The sequence below is a fragment of the Curvivirga sp. genome (assembly GCF_965219885.1).
Taxonomy (GTDB): domain Bacteria; phylum Pseudomonadota; class Alphaproteobacteria; order UBA8366; family Aestuariispiraceae; genus Curvivirga.
In genome coordinates this window covers 40,920-58,609 of record NZ_CBDCOT010000008.1, presented here as the reverse complement: position 1 = coordinate 58,609, position 17,690 = coordinate 40,920, and the positions used below count along the sequence as shown (strand labels likewise).

Here is a 17,690-nt window from a genome sequence, read left to right as displayed (position 1 = left end):
GACTGTTTAATGTATAAATAAGAAAATTTTTAAAAATAGGTCTGGGAGACTAAGATGAAAAAACTATTGTTAGGCGCTGCTGTTCTTGCTGGTTCAATCGGTATGTCCACTGCGTCCAAAGCTGAATGCGGTAGTGTTACTATCGCAGATATGAACTGGGCGTCTGCTGAGTTTATTGCGTATGTAGACCAATTTATCCTTGCAAACGGTTATGGTTGTGATGTTGAACTTGTTCCTGGTGATACAATGCCGACAGGTACATCCATGGCAGAAAAAGGTGAGCCGGATATCGCACCAGAACTATGGGTTAACGCGTTGCGTGACGTGTTAGATGCACAAGTAGAAGCTGGTAAGCTTGAATATGCTGGTAAATCTCTTGCTGATGGTGGTGAAGAAGGTTTCTGGATTCCACAATATATGGTGGATAAACATCCTGAAATGGCAACAATCGAGGGCGTATTAAAGCATCCTGAAATGTTCCCTAACCCAGAAGATGAAGATCGTGGTTTGTTTATGAGCTGCCCATCCGGTTGGAACTGTGCAATCACAACTTCTAACTTGTATAATGCGTTTGATATGGAAGCTAAAGGTTGGGATCTTGGTGATCCAGGTTCCGCTGCTGGTCTAGACGGCTCTATGGCGAAAGCATATGAGCGTGGTGAAGGTTGGTTCGGCTACTATTGGGCGCCAACAGCATTCTTGGGTAAATATGAAATGCACAAAGTTGATTTTGGTGTTGAGCATAATAAAGAAGAATGGGATTCTTGTACTGTAATTCCTGATTGCGCTGATCCAAAACCAAATGCTTGGGTTGCCTCTGAAGTATTCACTGTAACAACTGCTGGCTTTAAAGATAAATCTCCTGAAGCATATGGTTATGTATCTTCCCGTAGTTTCTCCAACAAATTCATGAATAAATTCTTGAAATGGATGAATGAAAACCAAGCAAGTGGCGAAGAAGCTGCTGAAGAATTCTTGGTAAAATACGAAGCAGAATGGACACCTTGGGTAACCAAGGAAGTAGCTGATAAAGTGAAAGCTGCCCTATAATAATTAAGGTGCCGGTAGCTTTTCAAAAGTTACCGGCATTTTTATTTCTGCATATACCGAATAAATAACAAAAAGGGCCTATACAATGGCTAAAGAAAAAAGCTGGATTGAAGCATTCCCAGCGATGGAACGCGGAGATTTACGTGAATTACGTAAAGCCGTCGACAATGGGTTTAGAGAGTTCTCATCAGAGTTTGGACCATATATCGAATTAGCCTTCGACCCTCTCCTCACATTTCTAATCTGGTCTGAAAAATTATTATTAAATACACCTTGGTTTATCGTTTTAGCCGCACTTGCAGCGATATGTTGGTATGGCAGTAAAAATATACGCGTTGTTATTGGTGTCATTATTTCCTTCATGCTGATCGGATATTTCGGTATGTGGGATAACACCATGCGTACCCTCAGTATGATTTTAGTATGTACTACTTTATCGATCGCCTTTGGCATGCCTCTTGGTATCTTGATGGCAATGTCCAATAAAGCACAGTCTATCGTCACACCAATTCTTGATGTCATGCAAACGATGCCAAGTTTCGTATATTTGATTCCTGTTGTGATGCTATTAGGTATCGGTAAGGTGCCAGGATTAATTGCCGTTGTAATTTATGCAATTCCACCTCTGATTCGCCTTACAAATCTTGGTATTCGTTTGGTTGATAAAGAAGTTCTTGAAGCGTCTGACGCATTTGGCGCCTCAAAACGCCAAAAGCTTTTCGGGGTTCAAATTCCACTTGCCCTTCCAAATATCATGGCTGGTGTTAACCAGACAATCATGATGGCTTTGGCGATGGTGGTCGTTGCTTCCATGATTGGTGTTAAAGGACTTGGCCAACCGGTGTTGAAAGCCATTAACAACCAACAATTCTTCCTTGGTGTAATGAATGGTCTGGCGATTGTTGCACTTGCCATCATTTTCGATCGTGTAACGCAGGCTTACGGCCTACGTATCCAAAAACATCGTAATAAAGCGCATTAAGAAAGGATAGAAATAATGAGTGATCCAATTAAAATTTCTATCCGAAATCTTTACAAGATTTTTGGTAAGAATCCTAAGAGCGTTCTTCATCATGTAGAAAATGGTGTTAGCAAACCTGACTTATTAGAGAAACATAAGCATGTTCTTGGTCTGCAGAATATCAATCTTGATATCGAAGCACGTCATATCCATGTGATAATGGGCCTATCTGGTTCAGGTAAATCCACATTAATCCGTCATTTTAACCGTTTGATTGAACCAACAGCTGGCGAAATCTTGATTGATGGCCAAGATGTCATGAAGTTGAACGAAGAAGAACTTCGTGAATTTCGTCGCCACAATATCTCCATGGTATTCCAGAAATTTGGCCTTCTACCGCATCGTACAGTTATGGATAATGTGGGTTATGGCCTTTCTATTCAGGGCATCACAGGGGATAAGTTAAAAGAACGTTCTCAAAAATGGATTGATCGCGTTGGTTTAACAGGTTTTGAAAAACATTACCCAACACAGTTATCTGGTGGTATGCAACAACGTGTGGGATTAGCCCGTGCATTAGCAACCGATTGCGAAATCCTGTTAATGGATGAAGCTTTTAGTGCTCTTGATCCGCTAATCCGTACAGATATGCAAACAATCTTGTTAGACCTACAAAAAGATCTTCATAAGACAATTGTCTTTATTACCCATGATTTGGATGAAGCACTACGTATCGGAGATCGTATTACTATCTTACGGGATGGGGCGATTATCCAGGATGGTGGCCCTCAGGATATCGTTATGCGTCCAGCAGATGATTATATCCGCGAGTTCATCCGCGATATCAATCGTGGTCGTGTTGTTCAAATCGGCTCTATTATGGGTGAAAAAGGTTCCGCTGAAACCAGTGGAGAACCTATTCTTGTTTCTCGCAATCTTGAAGATGCTCTTCCAATGGTGTCTGCATCTCCAACAAATGCAATTGCGGTTGTGGATGATGAGGGGCAAGAGATTGGCGTTGTTACATCAAAAGATATTATGTCCGGTATGGAACGCCCCGCTGTCGCGGAACGCGCTGTTAAGTTTATGTAACTCATATATTTAACAATAAAAACAAAGGCCTGAATTAATTTTCAGGCCTTTTTTCTATCTAGAAAGAACAACTTTATTCCTTCCCCCCTCTTTCGCATCATACAAGCGTTCATCAGCTTCATTTATCATATCGTCAATGCTATCAAGTCCCTTCTTTGTACAGGCTCCGAGACTTGCCGTAACTTGAAATTTCCCTGTTGAGCTTTCGAATTCTAATTCGCTAATCTTTTGACGAAGATGGTTCAGATAATTTCCAACAACCTCTGGGTCCATACCTACTGAAAAAAGGCAGAACTCCTCACCGCCGAATCTCGCAATTAGATCTTGTTCTCGTGCTTCCGTCTCCAATACTTGCGCAACCTTTATAAGCACTTCATCGCCAACATGATGTCCATGAGTGTCATTCACTTTTTTGAAGAAATCTACATCAATCATACTTACCAATATAGAAACCCCATCCTTACAAGCTTTCTCATACGCAGAAATAGCAGTTTTAAAGAAAAAACGCCGATTATACATACCAGTCATGTAATCACGGGTCGCTGCGATATGTAACTTATTAATTTGTTCCAAATTATTGAGGTTATGAGATATCCGGCTAATAAATTCTTCCGGTTGAATTGGTTTATGGACAAAGTCATCAGCACCAATTTTTAAAAACTTTGAAGGTAATCTTTTATCATCAGCTGCAGAAAACCCAATGATTCCTAACTCGTTCTGATTCCATTTTTTGCGCAAGTTCACTATAAGATCAAAGCCATTCATCTTTGGCATTTCATAGTCAGTAATAACAAGAGAAATTTTCGTAGTTTTGCTCTTACTTGCGTCCGTAACAATCTTTAGAGCTTCATCGCCATTTTCAGCTTCGATTACATTTAAGTTAAAGCGTTTTAAAAAGTGAGCAGCCATCTGACGCTGTATCTTAGAATCCTCTGCGATTACAACGTTGATACTTGCATTATTATGAAACCGATTAACTAGTGAAACTAAATAGTCGAAACTGGAGGGATTGTCTTTAATAATATAATCAACAACATTTAACTCATTGATATTATGTTGTAATTCTTCTGAAAAATTAGAAGAGAAAACGATGCATGGTAATCCGTAATCTTTTACAGTTTTTACAATTTCAACACCAGATGCATCAGGTAATGTTAAATCCAATAACGCTATAAAGAAATCTTCTTTACGTGTATCAAGGACAAGTTTGGCAGCTTTCATTGTTTCAACAACAACAACAGATAAGCCCAACTCATTTTCGATTTTATGTTTTACGATGCTTGAAAAGAACTTTGAATCCTCAACAACAAGTAATTTTCCCAACTTTTCGCCTCTTATTTTTATTCAAATCGTCTTTCGCTATTTGTTACTTATTCGTAACGTAATACTTCAACTGGATCTAAACGCGCAGCACGCCACGCAGGATAAATCGAAGCAACAAAAGAAAGGGCAAGAGCCATCACAATGACTGTAACCACTTCCCCTTGTTCAATACGCGCGGGAAGTTGAGATAAGAAGTAAATTTCAGCCTGAAATAAATTAGTGTTGGATAAAGATTCGATCCACTGACGAATAGTTTCAATATTGCTTGCAAAGGAAATCCCTAAGACACTTCCAAAAATAGTGCCTATCACACCGACTGAACTCCCCGTCATAAAGAAGATACGTAAAATAGAATTACGTGATGCCCCCATACTTCGCAGGATCGCGATACCACGGGCCTTATCATTCACCAACATAATTTGGCTTGAGATAATGTTAAATGCAGCCACGATGATGATAAGCGTTAGGATTAGAAACATCACATTTCGCTCAACTTGCAAAGCCGTAAAGAAACTTGAATTCGTCTGCTGCCAGTGTCTAACCCAATAATCGCGACCAATCATGTCATAAATTGGTTTTTGCATATCGAGCGCATTGTCAGCTGATGTCAACATAACTTCAATTGCCGATATAGAATCCGGTAGATTAAAATAAATCTGCGCTTGTTTCAGTGGCATATAAACATATGAGTTATCATATTCATACATACCCACTTCAAAAATCGATTGAACGTAATAACTTTTCATTCTTGGTACAGTACCAAAGGCAGTTATCTGGCCTTTTGGGGCAATTAAAGTGATATTATCCCCTATATTCAAGCCCATCCGGCGTGCCATCCGCACACCTATAATAACACCGTCACCTTCATTGAACCCTTCTAAACCTCCCGAAATAATTGAATCAGAGAGCTGACTTCTATTCAAAAAACCTTCTTTGGTGACACCGCGTACGACAGATCCACTTGCAGTACCATTGGCACTTGCCATCACCTGACCTTCAATCATTGGCATTACAGAAACAACACCAGGGACCTCTAAAATCTGATCGGCAATATTAGTATAATCTGTGAATTCGTTTGTATAAGACGTAATCGTCATATGACCATTGAGGCCAAGTATACGGCTTAATAACTCATGACGAAATCCATTCATCACGGCCATAACGATTATAAGAGTTGCAACACCAAGCCCAATCCCTAGCAAAGAAAACCAGGCAATAACAGAAATGAACCCCTCTTGGCGCTTCGCCCGCAAGTAGCGCATCGCCACGGAAAATTCAAATCTGCTAAACATGCCCGGTTCCTTTAAAATAAATATGTGCTAGTGGTGATAAAAAGATCTTTAGGAGGCTGTTACCAATTCTAATGCAGCTTCGATGGATACTTCTTGCTTCTCACCTGTGCGACGATTTTTAACTTCAACTTGGCCATTCTTTAATGAACGTGGACCAACTGCAATTTGCCACGGCAAACCAATCAGATCCATATCAGCAAATTTTGCACCGGCTTTTGTATCGCGATCATCATACATGACTTCAACACCAGCTTCTTGAAGTTTTGTAAACATACCTTCGCAAGCCTCATCACATGCATCATCACCAACTCGCAGGTTGATAATACCTACCTGGAATGGAGCAACAGATTCTGGCCAAATAATACCATTGTCATCATGATGAGCCTCGATGATGGCGCCAATAAGGCGAGAAACACCAATGCCATAAGAACCCATTTGAACAGGTACTTGTTTGCCTTCTTTATCTTGAACGACTGCACCTAATGGTTCGGAATATTTTGTACCAAAGAAGAAGATATGGCCAACTTCAATACCTCTTGCAGAAACGCGCTTGTCTTCAGGTACTTCCGTTTTAAACTTACCTTCATCATGCATTTCTTCGGTAGCAGCATACATAGAAGTCCATTGATCTACAATTGGCTGTAGATCACCTTTGTAATTCACTGCTTCTGCGTTAGGATCAAGTGATAGGAAATCTTCATGACAGAATACTTCACTTTCGCCTGTTTCCGCCAAAATAATAAATTCATGGCTATTTTCACCACCAATCGGGCCTGTGTCAGCACGCATCGGGATAACTTGAAGACCCATTTTTGCATATGTACGTAGATAAGATACAAACATACGATTATAGGATTTCAAACCATCTTCAACAGTCAAGTCGAAGGAATATCCATCTTTCATAAAGAATTCACGGCCACGCATCACACCAAAACGCGGACGAACTTCGTCGCGGAATTTCCATTGAATATGATACATCATTTGTGGGCAATCTTTATATGAAACAGCCCCATCACGGAACAAATCTGTAATTAATTCTTCATTTGTTGGGCCAAAAAGCATTTCACGATCATGGCGATCCGTGATCCGCAGCATTTCTTTACCATAATCATCATAACGGCCAGATTTACGCCATAAATCCGCCGACTGAATAGTTGGCATCAAGATTTCATTTGCACCTGCACGATCTTGTTCTTCACGTACAATTTGCTCAATTTTACGCAAAACGCGATAGCCCATTGGCAACCAAGAATAAATGCCAGAAGCGGATTGACGAATCATTCCTGCACGCAGCATTAAACGATGGGAAGCAATCTCTGCTTCTGCAGGATTTTCCTTCAAGGTTGGCATGAAATATTCGGATAAGCGAACAGCAGGATTTAACCGCATGGTAGGCCTCTTTAATACAAATGATTTTTACAAATTTTTACTACCGCTTAGCTACAGGCTTTCCTAATGATTTGCAACAAAAACGGATGAAAGAACATATTTTTCCTTTTCACATTTTTGAAACAATGATACGGCTGATTCCCTCTGATATATCTGACTATGTTGGGATTGGGTAAAAGAATGACGTTTCAACCGAAAGACATCACGGTGATTGGTGCTGGTTTCATCGGTATTGTATCCGCTTTGAAGCTAATAAAAGATGGTCATAAAGTCACGATTATTGATCGTGTGGGTCCAGGCAATGGCGCATCACATGGAAATGCAGGCGTTTTGGTGCAAAATAATGCAGAACCGATCAGTGGCCCATCTACGATCTCTCAGTTACCAAAATGGTTGTTTGATCCTCATGGTCCATTAACTATTCGATGGAAACATCTTCCTCGCCTCGCTCCTTGGCTTGGCCGTATGATACTTGAAGGCTTACCTCATAACTATCAAAGGAATGCAACAGCCTTACAACAATTAACACAACATGCCGTTCCAGAATGGAATGAATTAATCAGAAACACCAATAGACAATCCTTAGTCCGTCCTGTTGGATGGTTTAAACTATTTTCGTCAGACGCATCATGGAAATATGGCAAAGAAGTTGTCGAAAGCTGTAAAAAACATGGTACAAAATACGAAATCCTAAATAGCGATGAGATACGCCAACTAGAACCACATTTGGCGCCTGTATTTAAATATGGCTTATTACAACCAGATTCCGCTTTCATCATCGATCCGCAACAGATGTTAGATCAATTATTCGATGAATTCCTCATCCTTGGTGGTAAATTCGAAAAAGCCAATATCCAATCAATTCTTCCCACATCAGAAAAAGTGACATTGTTTTTTGATGATAACAGTTCAAAAATCGTGGATGATATCCTAATTGCCGCGGGTGGATGGTCAAACAAGCTTTTAAAAACATTCGGTGAATCAGTACATTTACAAGTTGAACGTGGCTATCACGCGATGATTAAACATCATCCTGAAAAAGGCCCTTTAATAGGCCGACCAACCATGTTTTGCGATCATACTTTTGTTATCGCACCAATGGATAAAGGCATGCGTGTCACCTGTCAGGTGGAACTTGCAGAGATTGATTCAGAACCAGATTACACAAGATTGAGACGCCTTCTTCCTATCGCAAAGAAATATATTCCTGATCTTACCATGGATATAGAAAGTGAATGGATGGGTGCGCGCCCATCACAACCAGATAGTGTTCCAACAATTGGCTGGCTTCCCAATCATCCAAAAGTGATGCTTGCATTTGGACACCAACATTTAGGCGTAACGATGGCAGGAATTACTGGTCGCGTCGTATCTGACCTATATGCAGGTCGTGATCCTAGTATCGACCTCACCCCCTATCGTGCCATTAGATAGTCATGAAAGATAATAAACATCATGGCGGTGATCTCGGTTGGGCGATTAATCATTTTGGCTTGTCGGAAGAAGAATGGATCGACTTATCAACAGGAATTAACCAGTCCTCATACCCATTTGATTTAAAAGAAAACTTCAATGTTAATGCTCTGCCTTCAAAAGCATTATATGACGCTTGCCTTTCTGCAAGCGGTTCCTATTTCAATGCAAGGCTAACCCCGTCTAATACCTTACTTACACCTGGATCCCAATTCATCATAAGTCAGTTACCTCACCTGTTTGCACCTGATGAAATAGCAATTTTATATCCAACTTACGGTGAACATGTACCGGCTTGGAAGGAAGCAGGCCATAAGGTACATTTGGTTAGAAATATAGATGAAGCTCTAGCCTTGAATTCTAAGTTCATTTTATTGGTTAACCCTAATAATCCAGACGGAAAACTTTACTCTCAATCAGAGTTACTAAAAATTTCCAATCAACAGGCTTCTAGAGGTGGATATCTGGTCATTGATGAAGCGTTTATTGATATTTCTTCTGAAGAAAGTTTGTCCGATTATGCTGGGCAAGAGGGTCTTATAATCCTACGTTCATTCGGTAAGTTTTTTGGACTTGCCGGTATACGCTTAGGAACTCTGCTTGCACCTCAGGATATTATTGAACGTTTACAAAGAAGATTGGGGCCATGGGCTGTCTCTTCCATCACGCTTGCTGTCGCAACACAAGCTTATCAAGATCAAGAATGGATTGATCGGCAAAAAACTAATCTTAGTAAGAGTAGTGAGAAAATCGATCGTCTTTTTTCAGCGGTTGGATGCGATATTGTTGGCGGAACTATTCTCTATCGCCTATATCACACTGAAAGCGCTTCTACCTTATTTAACCATCTAGGACAAAAAGGAATCTACTTGCGTCATTTTGAATATAACCCAAATTGGTTGCGGGTCGGGGTTCCAGACATCCATAATGAATTGTTATGGCAACGACTGGAAAACGCTTTATCAGATTTTCATTCCTGAGATTTTAGTTTCTGATATGTGAGGCAAGCATCTGATAATGCATTATTTTGCTCATCTGTTAACGTTTTACCATTATAGGTAAGTTTGCCGGATGAGATGTTATATTTAATACGTCCTAAATTAAAATTACTATCCGGGAAAAGCGTAGCAAGATCGCTACGCCCCGCAGCTTGAAATGCGTTTAAAGTTAAATCAAACTCAATAATATTTGGAAAATCAAACTCATACTCCTGCCCATCAACATTTGCTGACGTAACTGGTTTTCCGCGTACATCAACGCCCGGTACATAATCGGCGCCATCAGTACGATGCTTTTTTAGTGCTTTTTCACAAGCCTTACCAGAAGCCACAAGCTTACGTTGGTGTTCTTTCTCCTCTTGATTAAGAGTTAAATTTTCCAAAGGCACAGATTGCTGGGATATAGCAATCATTGGAAAAGAAATAACAGATAGGATTGTGAATGTAATAATACGCTTTATCATCATAAAATCAGTGAAGCAAAATTAACGCCAAGTTAGCTTATTATGGTTATTCCTGATAAAATTCCAATCCCTGCTCCATCCAGGCTGGCGATAATTTTTCAATTTTTTTATAAATCGGACATTCTGGGCTATGGGTACCAGGTAAATAACCGATACTCATCAAAAACTCCCCTGTAATTTCGCCACCCGTGAATTTAAAGGTTTTCTTGAATAGCTTAATCCATTCAGTTTTTTTCAACGGATGATGTGATGCAATCCATTTATCAAAACCTCCATGGCTCGCGCGCATTGCCTTAATGGTTTTGGCGTTTTCAATCGCCGCATTAACTTTTAGCTTATTTCGGATGATACCTTCATCTTCTAAAAGACGTGCGCGATCCTTCTCAGAATATTCACTCACAGCATCCACGTTAAAACCATCATAGGCTTTATGGAAATTATCTTTTTTCTTGAGTATCAATCCCCAATTAAGGCCAGCTTGATTAATCTCTAAAACAAGACGTTCAAATAATTGACTTTCCTCATAAATAGGAAATCCATATTCCTTATCGTGATAAGGGCCATGTAGGTCATCACCAATTGCATAGTCGCAATACCAGCTCATCAAGAACTCCTAAAATAATTACTATGTTTTCAATTGGTTGCACTATAAACAACTACTGCTGACAGCATTATGTCAGCAGTAGATTACTTTTATGCATCAAGTTTAATAAGTCCTGATGATTGCACATACCACCAAATTGCTAAGAGAACGGCAGTAATGACTGAAGTCACAAGTGCTTTTTTAACAAGCATAGGTTTCTTTGGTGCCCCCGGTTCATGCCCAACTTCAACCTCATCTTCATTTGGACGTTCCACACCAAATGGAAGAGCCATAAAGAAAACAAGCCACCAGATAATAACATAAGTAACGATCGCAGAAGCAATAGACATAAATAATTCCTTTTAAACCTGTTCGATTTCAACAAGGGTGCCGCAAAAATCTTTTGGATGGAGGAATAACACTGGCTTGCCATGTGCACCAATTTTTGGCTCCCCATCTCCTAAAACGCGTGCGCCGTCTGCTTTTAACTTATCACGGGCAGCTAAAATATCCTCAACCTCATAGCAAATATGATGCATTCCACCGGAGGGATTACTTTCCAAGAATTTAGCAATTGGCGATGCATCTCCTAACGGATGAAGCAATTCAATTTTTGTATTTGGGAGCTCCACGAAAACAACAGTGACACCATGTTCAGGGATATCAACGGGTGCTGACACTGTCGCCCCTAATGTATCACGATACATTGCGGTTCCTGTTGCCAAATCTGGTACAACAATCGCAACATGGTTCAGACGTCCTATCATCATTTAACTCCCGTTTTGTAATTTCTTATTAGATCCGCACAAGATGCACTTGCGCTTTAGGTTTCTTGCCACAAATATCATTAATCTGGCGACGCAACGCAATACGAACAGCTTCAGAAACCTTCTTATCGTTCAGTCGTTCATCTCGATCCAATCTTTTAACTGTTAGTTCAACCGTGTCAGTTAATTCCGCAAATTCATCTTCTTCATGATCTTCCAGAAGACCTTCGACAGAGATCTTTGGTGCTTCATATAAACGGCCTTTTGCATCAACGACAACTGTGGCAAAAATCATCCCACCCCATCCCATTTTCCGACGATCTCGCAAAGAAATACTATCAAGTGGCGTAATGCGGTTACCATCTAGTGCTAAACGACCATTGGGTACTTCATCGATAACGTCAGCCCCATCTTTGGTAATCTTAATCAATGCACCATTACGCGGGACAATACCATGCGGAACCTGACAGTTTTTTGCCAACTGTGCGTGCCCCATCATATGACGTAATTCACCATGAACAGGAATAGCAACATCAGGGCGAATCCATTGATACATCTGCGCTAATTCATCCTTATTTGGATGTCCAGAAGTATGAATTTCGTAATCATCCGCCGTAATCAAAGTCACACCATTTTCAACCAAACCGTTTTGAACGCGGTTGATCGAAATTTCATTCCCCGGAATTTCACGGCTAGAAAAAATGACGGTATCCCCTTTTTTAAAACTAACATCACGATGATCACCACGTGCAATACGTGCCAATGCAGCACGTGGTTCACCCTGACTTCCTGTACAAATATATAATACTTTTTCTTTTGGAAGGTCTCTCGCTTCTTCAGCTTCCAAGAAAGGTGGCATGCCCTGCAAATACCCCGTTGCTTTCGCAGCCTCTGTCATACGCCATAAAGACCGCCCAACCAAACATACCGCACGACCACTTTTGCTAGCAGCAACAGCAGCACTTTCGAGACGCGCAACATTCGATGCAAAACAGGCAATAGCAACACCGCCTTTAATCTTGGAGACGATATCCACTAAATTCTCACGAACATCCGCTTCAGAACCGGAACGACCGGGTACCAATGCGTTTGTGGAATCACAGACCATTGCAGTGATACCATCTTTACCCGCTTGAATGAGACGTTCTTCATCTGCCGTCGGACCTAACAAAGGATCAGGATCAAGTTTCCAGTCCCCTGTATGCATTACACTACCTGCTTCGGTACGAATGATAAGGGCGTTAGGTTCCGGAATGGAATGTGTAAGCGATACAAGCTCTAGTTCAAACGGACCTGCCTCGAACCGCCCAGATAAAGGCACTTCAATGATATTAGCATCACCTACAAATTGGCTTTCCTCCAACTTCTTTCGAAGAATAGCTGCTGTAAAAGGAGTGGCATAAATCGGACAATCAAAACAATCCCAAAGATATGGAACCGCACCTAAATGATCTTCATGGGCATGTGTTAAAACCAACCCGACCAAATCATCCGCTCGATCCTCGATAAAAGTTGGATCGGGAAAGATAACATCGATACCTGGTGTGGTAACATCACCAAATGTAATACCGTAATCGACCATTAACCATTTACCATTATGACCGTATAGGTTCAGGTTCATGCCAATTTCACCAGAACCACCTAATGGTAAAAATAGAAGTTCGTCCTTACCTGGCTTTCCCGTTTTGTGGTATTCGCTCATTTATTTTTTCTTTTCTATTCAAATATTTCTTTTATATATTTCAACTAAACCATCAAGTGTCAGACCACGATCGATATCTTGAATTTTATCAGTTGATTGCGCAAAGATATCCGACAATCCGCCAGTGGCGATTACTTTCATATCTTCACCAAATTCTTTAACTATACGATCAATCATACCTTCAAGCATGGCAACATAGCCCCAGAAGATACCTGATTGCATCGCTGATTCTGTATCATCACCAATGACTTTTTCGCTGGCTTTAATCTCTACTAAAGGTAATTGCGCGGCAGCCATATACAAGGATTTCAGAGATAAATTCGGACCCGGCGCAATCACGCCACCGCAATAATTCCCGTTTCCATCCACAATATCAAAGGTAGTAGCAGTCCCAAAATCCACAATAATGAGAGGACCACCATATTTTTTATGTCCTGCAATTGCATTCACGATACGATCTGCACCCACTTGACGAGGATATTTTATCAATACCTCTATGCCCAGCTTGATACCCGACACCGCAGAAACTAATAATGGATCATCATCGAAATACCGACGACAAAGGCTTTCAAGATTAAACATTGTTTCCGGTACAACACTTGCCAGAATTGTTCTCGTAATATCCTTAAACTCGATATCTTTGATCGCCATGAGTTGATGTAACCAAACAGCATATTCATCCGCTGTGCGCTTTGGATCATTCATACAGCGCCAAACACCTAAGCGCTCATCACCATCATAAACAGCAAAAACCACATTGGTATTTCCAGAATCAATTGCTAGCAGCATCGCCGTTTCCTTTCAAAAACACATCACCAGCCGTTATGGCAGCGCGACTGCGGTCTTCACGTTCAAGAATAAGTGCCCCGTCCTCATCCATATCAAGGAAACGACCATGTTCTTCCAAATTATTCGCTAAACGAGCTACAATATTTCTTCCAAATCCATAGCAATTCTGTAACCAGATTTCGCGTATTTCTTTAAACCCATTTAACTTCCATATTTGAAAGAATTGCGCAAATTCCTCTAAATAGGCATTCAGCAACATATAAGGCTCAATATCTTTGTTAAATTGATTAATATGAGCCGCTGCATAAGGTGTTTCGCTTGGATGGTGTGATACATTGGCACCGGATCCAATAACGACCCAATTCTGTCCAGTCTTATTCACGCCGCACTCAAGCAAGATGCCACAGATCTTGGCGCCATCAACCAAGATATCATTCGGCCATTTACATTCAACGCGTTGTTTCTTTTCAGCAAAGCGCGCTATGGCAGCACGCATGGAAATTGCCGTTACAAAAGACAGTTGAGCTGCTTTCGCTAATTCACCGACATCTTGAATAAGGATGGAGGCATATAAATTCCCTGCAGGTGATGCCCAGCTGCGACCGCTGCGCCCTCTTCCACCTGATTGTGCCTCTGCCCAAAATACAATATTTCCCATACTGACTGGTGGGTATTTCATTGCTTCTTCACGGGCAACATCATTGGTGGAGCCTACAACAGGCAATGCCCGCAGATCGAAACCTGCGGGCATTTGCACGTAAGAAGCTTTCATAGAGCTACTATTCACTTATCGATTATCCACCAAATAAGGAAGATGCAGCTTTAATCGCCGGATCAGTTACAACTGGCATGTAAAGGATCATGGTTGCAGTCACAATACCAGTCACTGCCAAGATCAATTTCATTGCACCACTTTCAACACTATCCAGTTTTTCAGCAGGGTCATCAAAATACATAACCTTGATAACACGTAAGTAATAGAATGCGCTCACAACTGAAGTCACCGCACCAATCACTGTTAATGTAATCAAACCAGCATCAACAGCTGCTTTAAACACAAATAACTTTGACATAAAGCCTGCCATTGGAGGAATACCAGCCATGGAGAACATGAAGACCATAATCAACATTGCCATAACCGGGTTATTTTTGCTTAGACCAGCCAAATCAGAAATGTTTTCAACCATACGGCCGCCAACTTTCATATTCAGGATACAAGCAAAAGTACCGATATTCATCACAAGGTAAATCGCAAGATAAATCAGAACAGCTTCGACACCGCCTTCTGTACCAGCAGCTAGACCAATCAAAGCAAATCCAATATGACCGATAGAAGAATAAGCCATCAATCGTTTAATATTACTTTGTGCGATCGCTGCAAATGAACCGATGAGCATAGACAGAATTGATAATACTACGATCACTTGAGACCACTCAGAAACCAAGCCGCCAAACGGACCAACAAGAACACGGATTAACAATGCCATTGCTGCCACTTTTGGTGCAACAGCAAAGAAAGCTGTTACAGGAGTCGGCGCACCTTCATACACATCAGGTGTCCACATATGGAACGGAACAGCAGAAATCTTGAAAGCCAGACCAGCAACCATAAATACCAAGCCAACGATTACACCCATATGTGCACCAGTCTCAACTGTGAAGGCATTAGCAAGTGCATCAAATTGTGTTGAGCCCGCAAATCCATACACCATGGACATACCATAAAGAAGCATACCTGAAGACAATGCACCAAGTACAAAATACTTCAATCCAGCTTCTGTTGAACGAGAATTATCACGTTGGAATGCCGCCATTACATAAAGGGACAAACTTTGCAGTTCCAAGCCTATATATAAGGACATTAGGTCATTGGCAGAAACCATCATCATCATACCCAAAGTCGCAAATGCGATCAAAATTGGATATTCAAATTTAGCCATACCTTCACGGCGGATAAAACCGTTAGACATTGTTACAGCAAGCAAACTTGCCAACAAGATCAATAGCTTCATATATACTGCAAACTGATCCACGATAAATAAATCATTCATCGCCAATTGAGTGGTACCGCCAACTACAAACAGAACCAATCCCGCAGTTACAACAAAACTTACTTGGGTTAAGGCAGATACAGCCCCTAATGTGTTCTCAGCTTTTGAATAAGCACCGATCATCATCAAAGCCATAATTGCAATGGCCAGAAAGATTTCCGGATAAGCCGGGAATAAAACAGGCAATTCAGTCATTTTTCTTTGTGCCTCTCTTACTTACTGGCCAAGGCTAGCTGTTGCTGTTTGTGCAGCAGCTGCGAGGCTTGTTTCATAGTTTTGGACAAGATGGGTTACAGATGCCGCGATCGGATCCAAGAATGTGTTCGGATAGATACCCATCCACAAAGTCAGGATAACTAATGGAACGAAGATCGCAATTTCACGTGCATTCATTTCTGTTAGTGCTTTGATTGAGTCTTTCTCCAATACACCGAAGATAATCCGGCGATAGAGATATAAAGCGTAACCAGCACCTAAGATCATACCTGTTGCCAGACCAGCCGCTAACCATGTGGACGCTTGGAAAGCACCAACAAGGATCAAGAACTCACCAACGAAACCAGATGTTCCTGGAAGACCAACTGAAGCCATTGTGAAGAACATAAATAATACTGCATATCTTGGCATTACATGCACAACACCACCATACGCATCAATTTCGCGTGTATGTAGACGATCATAAACGACACCTACACATAAGAACAAAGCACCGGATACAAGGCCATGACTTAACATCTGAATGATAGAACCTGCGATCGCCTGTTCATTCATTGAGAAAATCGCAGCGGTTACAAATCCCATATGTGCGATGGAGGAATAAGCAATCAGCTTTTTCATATCGCTTTGAACCAATGCAACCAATGATGTGTAGATCACCGCAATAACAGATAACCAGAATACAAAATCAGCAAAATACTCGCTCGCCAATGGCATCATCGGGATGGAGAAACGTAAGAAACCATAGCCCCCCATTTTCAACAACACACCAGCCAGAATAACAGAACCAGCTGTTGGCGCTTGCACATGGGCATCAGGCAACCATGTGTGAACAGGCCACATCGGCACTTTCACAGCAAAAGATGCAAAGAATGCCAACCATAACCAAGTTTGCATAGAAGCTGCAAAGTCATGTGCCATTAATTCAGGAATATTTGTTGTACCTGTTTCGAAATACATTACCAAAATCGCAACAAGCATCAAAACAGAACCTAACAAAGTATATAGGAACAATTTAAATGCAGCGTAGATACGATTTTGACCACCCCAGACACCCACAATGATAAACATCGGGATCAATACACCTTCGAAGAAGATGTAGAAGAGGAAGATATCCATCGCCAGGAACATACCAACCATCATTGTTTCTAAAACCAAGAAAGCGATCATGTATTCACGTACATGTTTCTTGATCGCTTCCCAGCTGGAAAGAATACAAATTGGTGTTAGCAAAGTAGATAACAAAACAAAGAATACGGAAATACCATCCACACCCATTGTGTAGTTGATATTAAAGGCAGGGATCCAAGCGTAGCTTTCTACAAGTTGGAAATCCGCACTGGTACCGTCAAAGTTAGCCCAGATAAACAGGGAAAGAACGAAAGTACAAAGTGACACCCACAAGGCTGTCCAGCGTGCATTACGTGCTACCTGCTCTGCTGATCCCGGGATCAATAAAAGAGCAAGCGCGCCTAATGTCGGCAGGAATGTTGTGAGTGACAGCAAAGGCCAGTCTAAAGTCATAATATTCCTCTCCCTG

Annotated in this window: 17 protein-coding genes; 5 read left to right on the top strand and 12 right to left on the bottom strand. The window is 41.1% G+C overall.

Features of this window, described 5'->3' with window-relative positions:
• Positions 1-54: 54 nt before the first annotated feature.
• The 3 genes from ACOQOA_RS02920 (at position 55) to ACOQOA_RS02910 (ending at position 3,103) form a co-directional block, all read left to right on the top strand.
• A complete protein-coding gene (locus ACOQOA_RS02920; RefSeq protein ID WP_420547157.1) occupies positions 55-1,050 on the top strand; it encodes an ABC transporter substrate-binding protein in 996 nt (331 codons plus the stop codon).
• Positions 1,051-1,135: 85 nt separating this feature from the next.
• Entirely contained in the window at positions 1,136-2,032 is an 897-nt protein-coding gene (locus ACOQOA_RS02915) for an ABC transporter permease (protein ID WP_420547156.1), read from the top strand.
• A gap of 15 nt (positions 2,033-2,047) precedes the next feature.
• Positions 2,048-3,103: a quaternary amine ABC transporter ATP-binding protein gene (locus ACOQOA_RS02910; protein WP_420547155.1), complete on the top strand. Its 1,056-nt coding sequence runs from the start codon at positions 2,048-2,050 to the stop codon at positions 3,101-3,103.
• Between the two features lie 54 nt (positions 3,104-3,157).
• Here the strand turns inward: ACOQOA_RS02910 and ACOQOA_RS02905 are convergent, their stop codons facing one another.
• The 3 genes from ACOQOA_RS02905 to proS are packed head-to-tail and all read right to left on the bottom strand — an operon-like array spanning position 3,158 to position 7,107.
• Positions 3,158-4,426, bottom strand: coding sequence for a diguanylate cyclase (locus ACOQOA_RS02905; RefSeq protein ID WP_420547154.1), 1,269 nt, complete (start codon positions 4,424-4,426; stop codon positions 3,158-3,160).
• A 47-nt stretch (positions 4,427-4,473) separates the two neighbouring features.
• Positions 4,474-5,718 carry a lipoprotein-releasing ABC transporter permease subunit gene (locus ACOQOA_RS02900; RefSeq protein WP_420547153.1) on the bottom strand — a complete coding sequence of 415 codons (1,245 nt, stop codon included), beginning with the start codon at positions 5,716-5,718 and terminating at the stop codon, positions 4,474-4,476.
• Positions 5,719-5,766: 48 nt separating this feature from the next.
• Positions 5,767-7,107 carry a proline--tRNA ligase gene (gene proS, locus ACOQOA_RS02895; RefSeq protein WP_420547152.1) on the bottom strand — a complete coding sequence of 447 codons (1,341 nt, stop codon included), beginning with the start codon at positions 7,105-7,107 and terminating at the stop codon, positions 5,767-5,769.
• 180 nt (positions 7,108-7,287) lie between these two features.
• Here proS and ACOQOA_RS02890 point away from each other — a divergent pair, with 180 nt between their 5' ends.
• Together ACOQOA_RS02890 and cobD are read left to right on the top strand one after the other, a co-directional pair.
• Positions 7,288-8,541, top strand: a complete 1,254-nt coding sequence (locus tag ACOQOA_RS02890) for an NAD(P)/FAD-dependent oxidoreductase (RefSeq protein ID WP_420547151.1) — start codon at positions 7,288-7,290, stop codon at positions 8,539-8,541.
• Between the two features lie 2 nt (positions 8,542-8,543).
• Complete coding sequence (gene cobD, locus ACOQOA_RS02885; protein ID WP_420547150.1) at positions 8,544-9,560, top strand: threonine-phosphate decarboxylase CobD; 1,017 nt, start codon at positions 8,544-8,546, stop codon at positions 9,558-9,560.
• Here the strand turns inward: cobD and ACOQOA_RS02880 are convergent.
• The 9 genes from ACOQOA_RS02880 to ACOQOA_RS02840 all read right to left on the bottom strand — a co-directional run bounded on the left by ACOQOA_RS02880 (position 9,551) and on the right by ACOQOA_RS02840 (position 17,674).
• Positions 9,551-10,042, bottom strand: a complete 492-nt coding sequence (locus ACOQOA_RS02880) for a hypothetical protein (protein ID WP_420547149.1) — start codon at positions 10,040-10,042, stop codon at positions 9,551-9,553. The genes cobD and ACOQOA_RS02880 overlap by 10 nt on opposite strands.
• Positions 10,043-10,088: 46 nt before the next feature.
• Positions 10,089-10,646 carry a DNA-3-methyladenine glycosylase I gene (locus ACOQOA_RS02875; RefSeq protein ID WP_420547148.1) on the bottom strand — a complete coding sequence of 186 codons (558 nt, stop codon included), beginning with the start codon at positions 10,644-10,646 and terminating at the stop codon, positions 10,089-10,091.
• Positions 10,647-10,735: 89 nt separating this feature from the next.
• The gene (locus tag ACOQOA_RS02870) at positions 10,736-10,975 is read right to left on the bottom strand and encodes a DUF1467 family protein (protein ID WP_420547147.1); all 240 of its coding nucleotides are present in this window, start codon (positions 10,973-10,975) and stop codon (positions 10,736-10,738) included.
• A 12-nt stretch (positions 10,976-10,987) separates the two neighbouring features.
• Entirely contained in the window at positions 10,988-11,392 is a 405-nt protein-coding gene (gene mce / locus ACOQOA_RS02865) for a methylmalonyl-CoA epimerase (protein ID WP_420547649.1), read from the bottom strand.
• A gap of 28 nt (positions 11,393-11,420) precedes the next feature.
• On the bottom strand, positions 11,421-13,094 hold the full coding sequence (locus tag ACOQOA_RS02860; RefSeq protein WP_420547146.1) for a ribonuclease J: 1,674 nt from the start codon (positions 13,092-13,094) through the stop codon (positions 11,421-11,423).
• Positions 13,095-13,112: 18 nt separating this feature from the next.
• On the bottom strand, positions 13,113-13,883 hold the full coding sequence (locus ACOQOA_RS02855; protein WP_420547145.1) for a type III pantothenate kinase: 771 nt from the start codon (positions 13,881-13,883) through the stop codon (positions 13,113-13,115).
• Positions 13,867-14,670 carry a biotin--[acetyl-CoA-carboxylase] ligase gene (locus tag ACOQOA_RS02850; RefSeq protein ID WP_420547144.1) on the bottom strand — a complete coding sequence of 268 codons (804 nt, stop codon included), beginning with the start codon at positions 14,668-14,670 and terminating at the stop codon, positions 13,867-13,869. Before ACOQOA_RS02850 ends, ACOQOA_RS02855 begins: the two co-directional genes overlap by 17 nt.
• A gap of 7 nt (positions 14,671-14,677) precedes the next feature.
• Positions 14,678-16,129 carry an NADH-quinone oxidoreductase subunit NuoN gene (nuoN, locus tag ACOQOA_RS02845; protein WP_420547143.1) on the bottom strand — a complete coding sequence of 484 codons (1,452 nt, stop codon included), beginning with the start codon at positions 16,127-16,129 and terminating at the stop codon, positions 14,678-14,680.
• Between the two features lie 21 nt (positions 16,130-16,150).
• A complete protein-coding gene (locus ACOQOA_RS02840; RefSeq protein ID WP_420547142.1) occupies positions 16,151-17,674 on the bottom strand; it encodes an NADH-quinone oxidoreductase subunit M in 1,524 nt (507 codons plus the stop codon).
• Between the last annotated feature and the right edge of the window lie 16 nt (positions 17,675-17,690).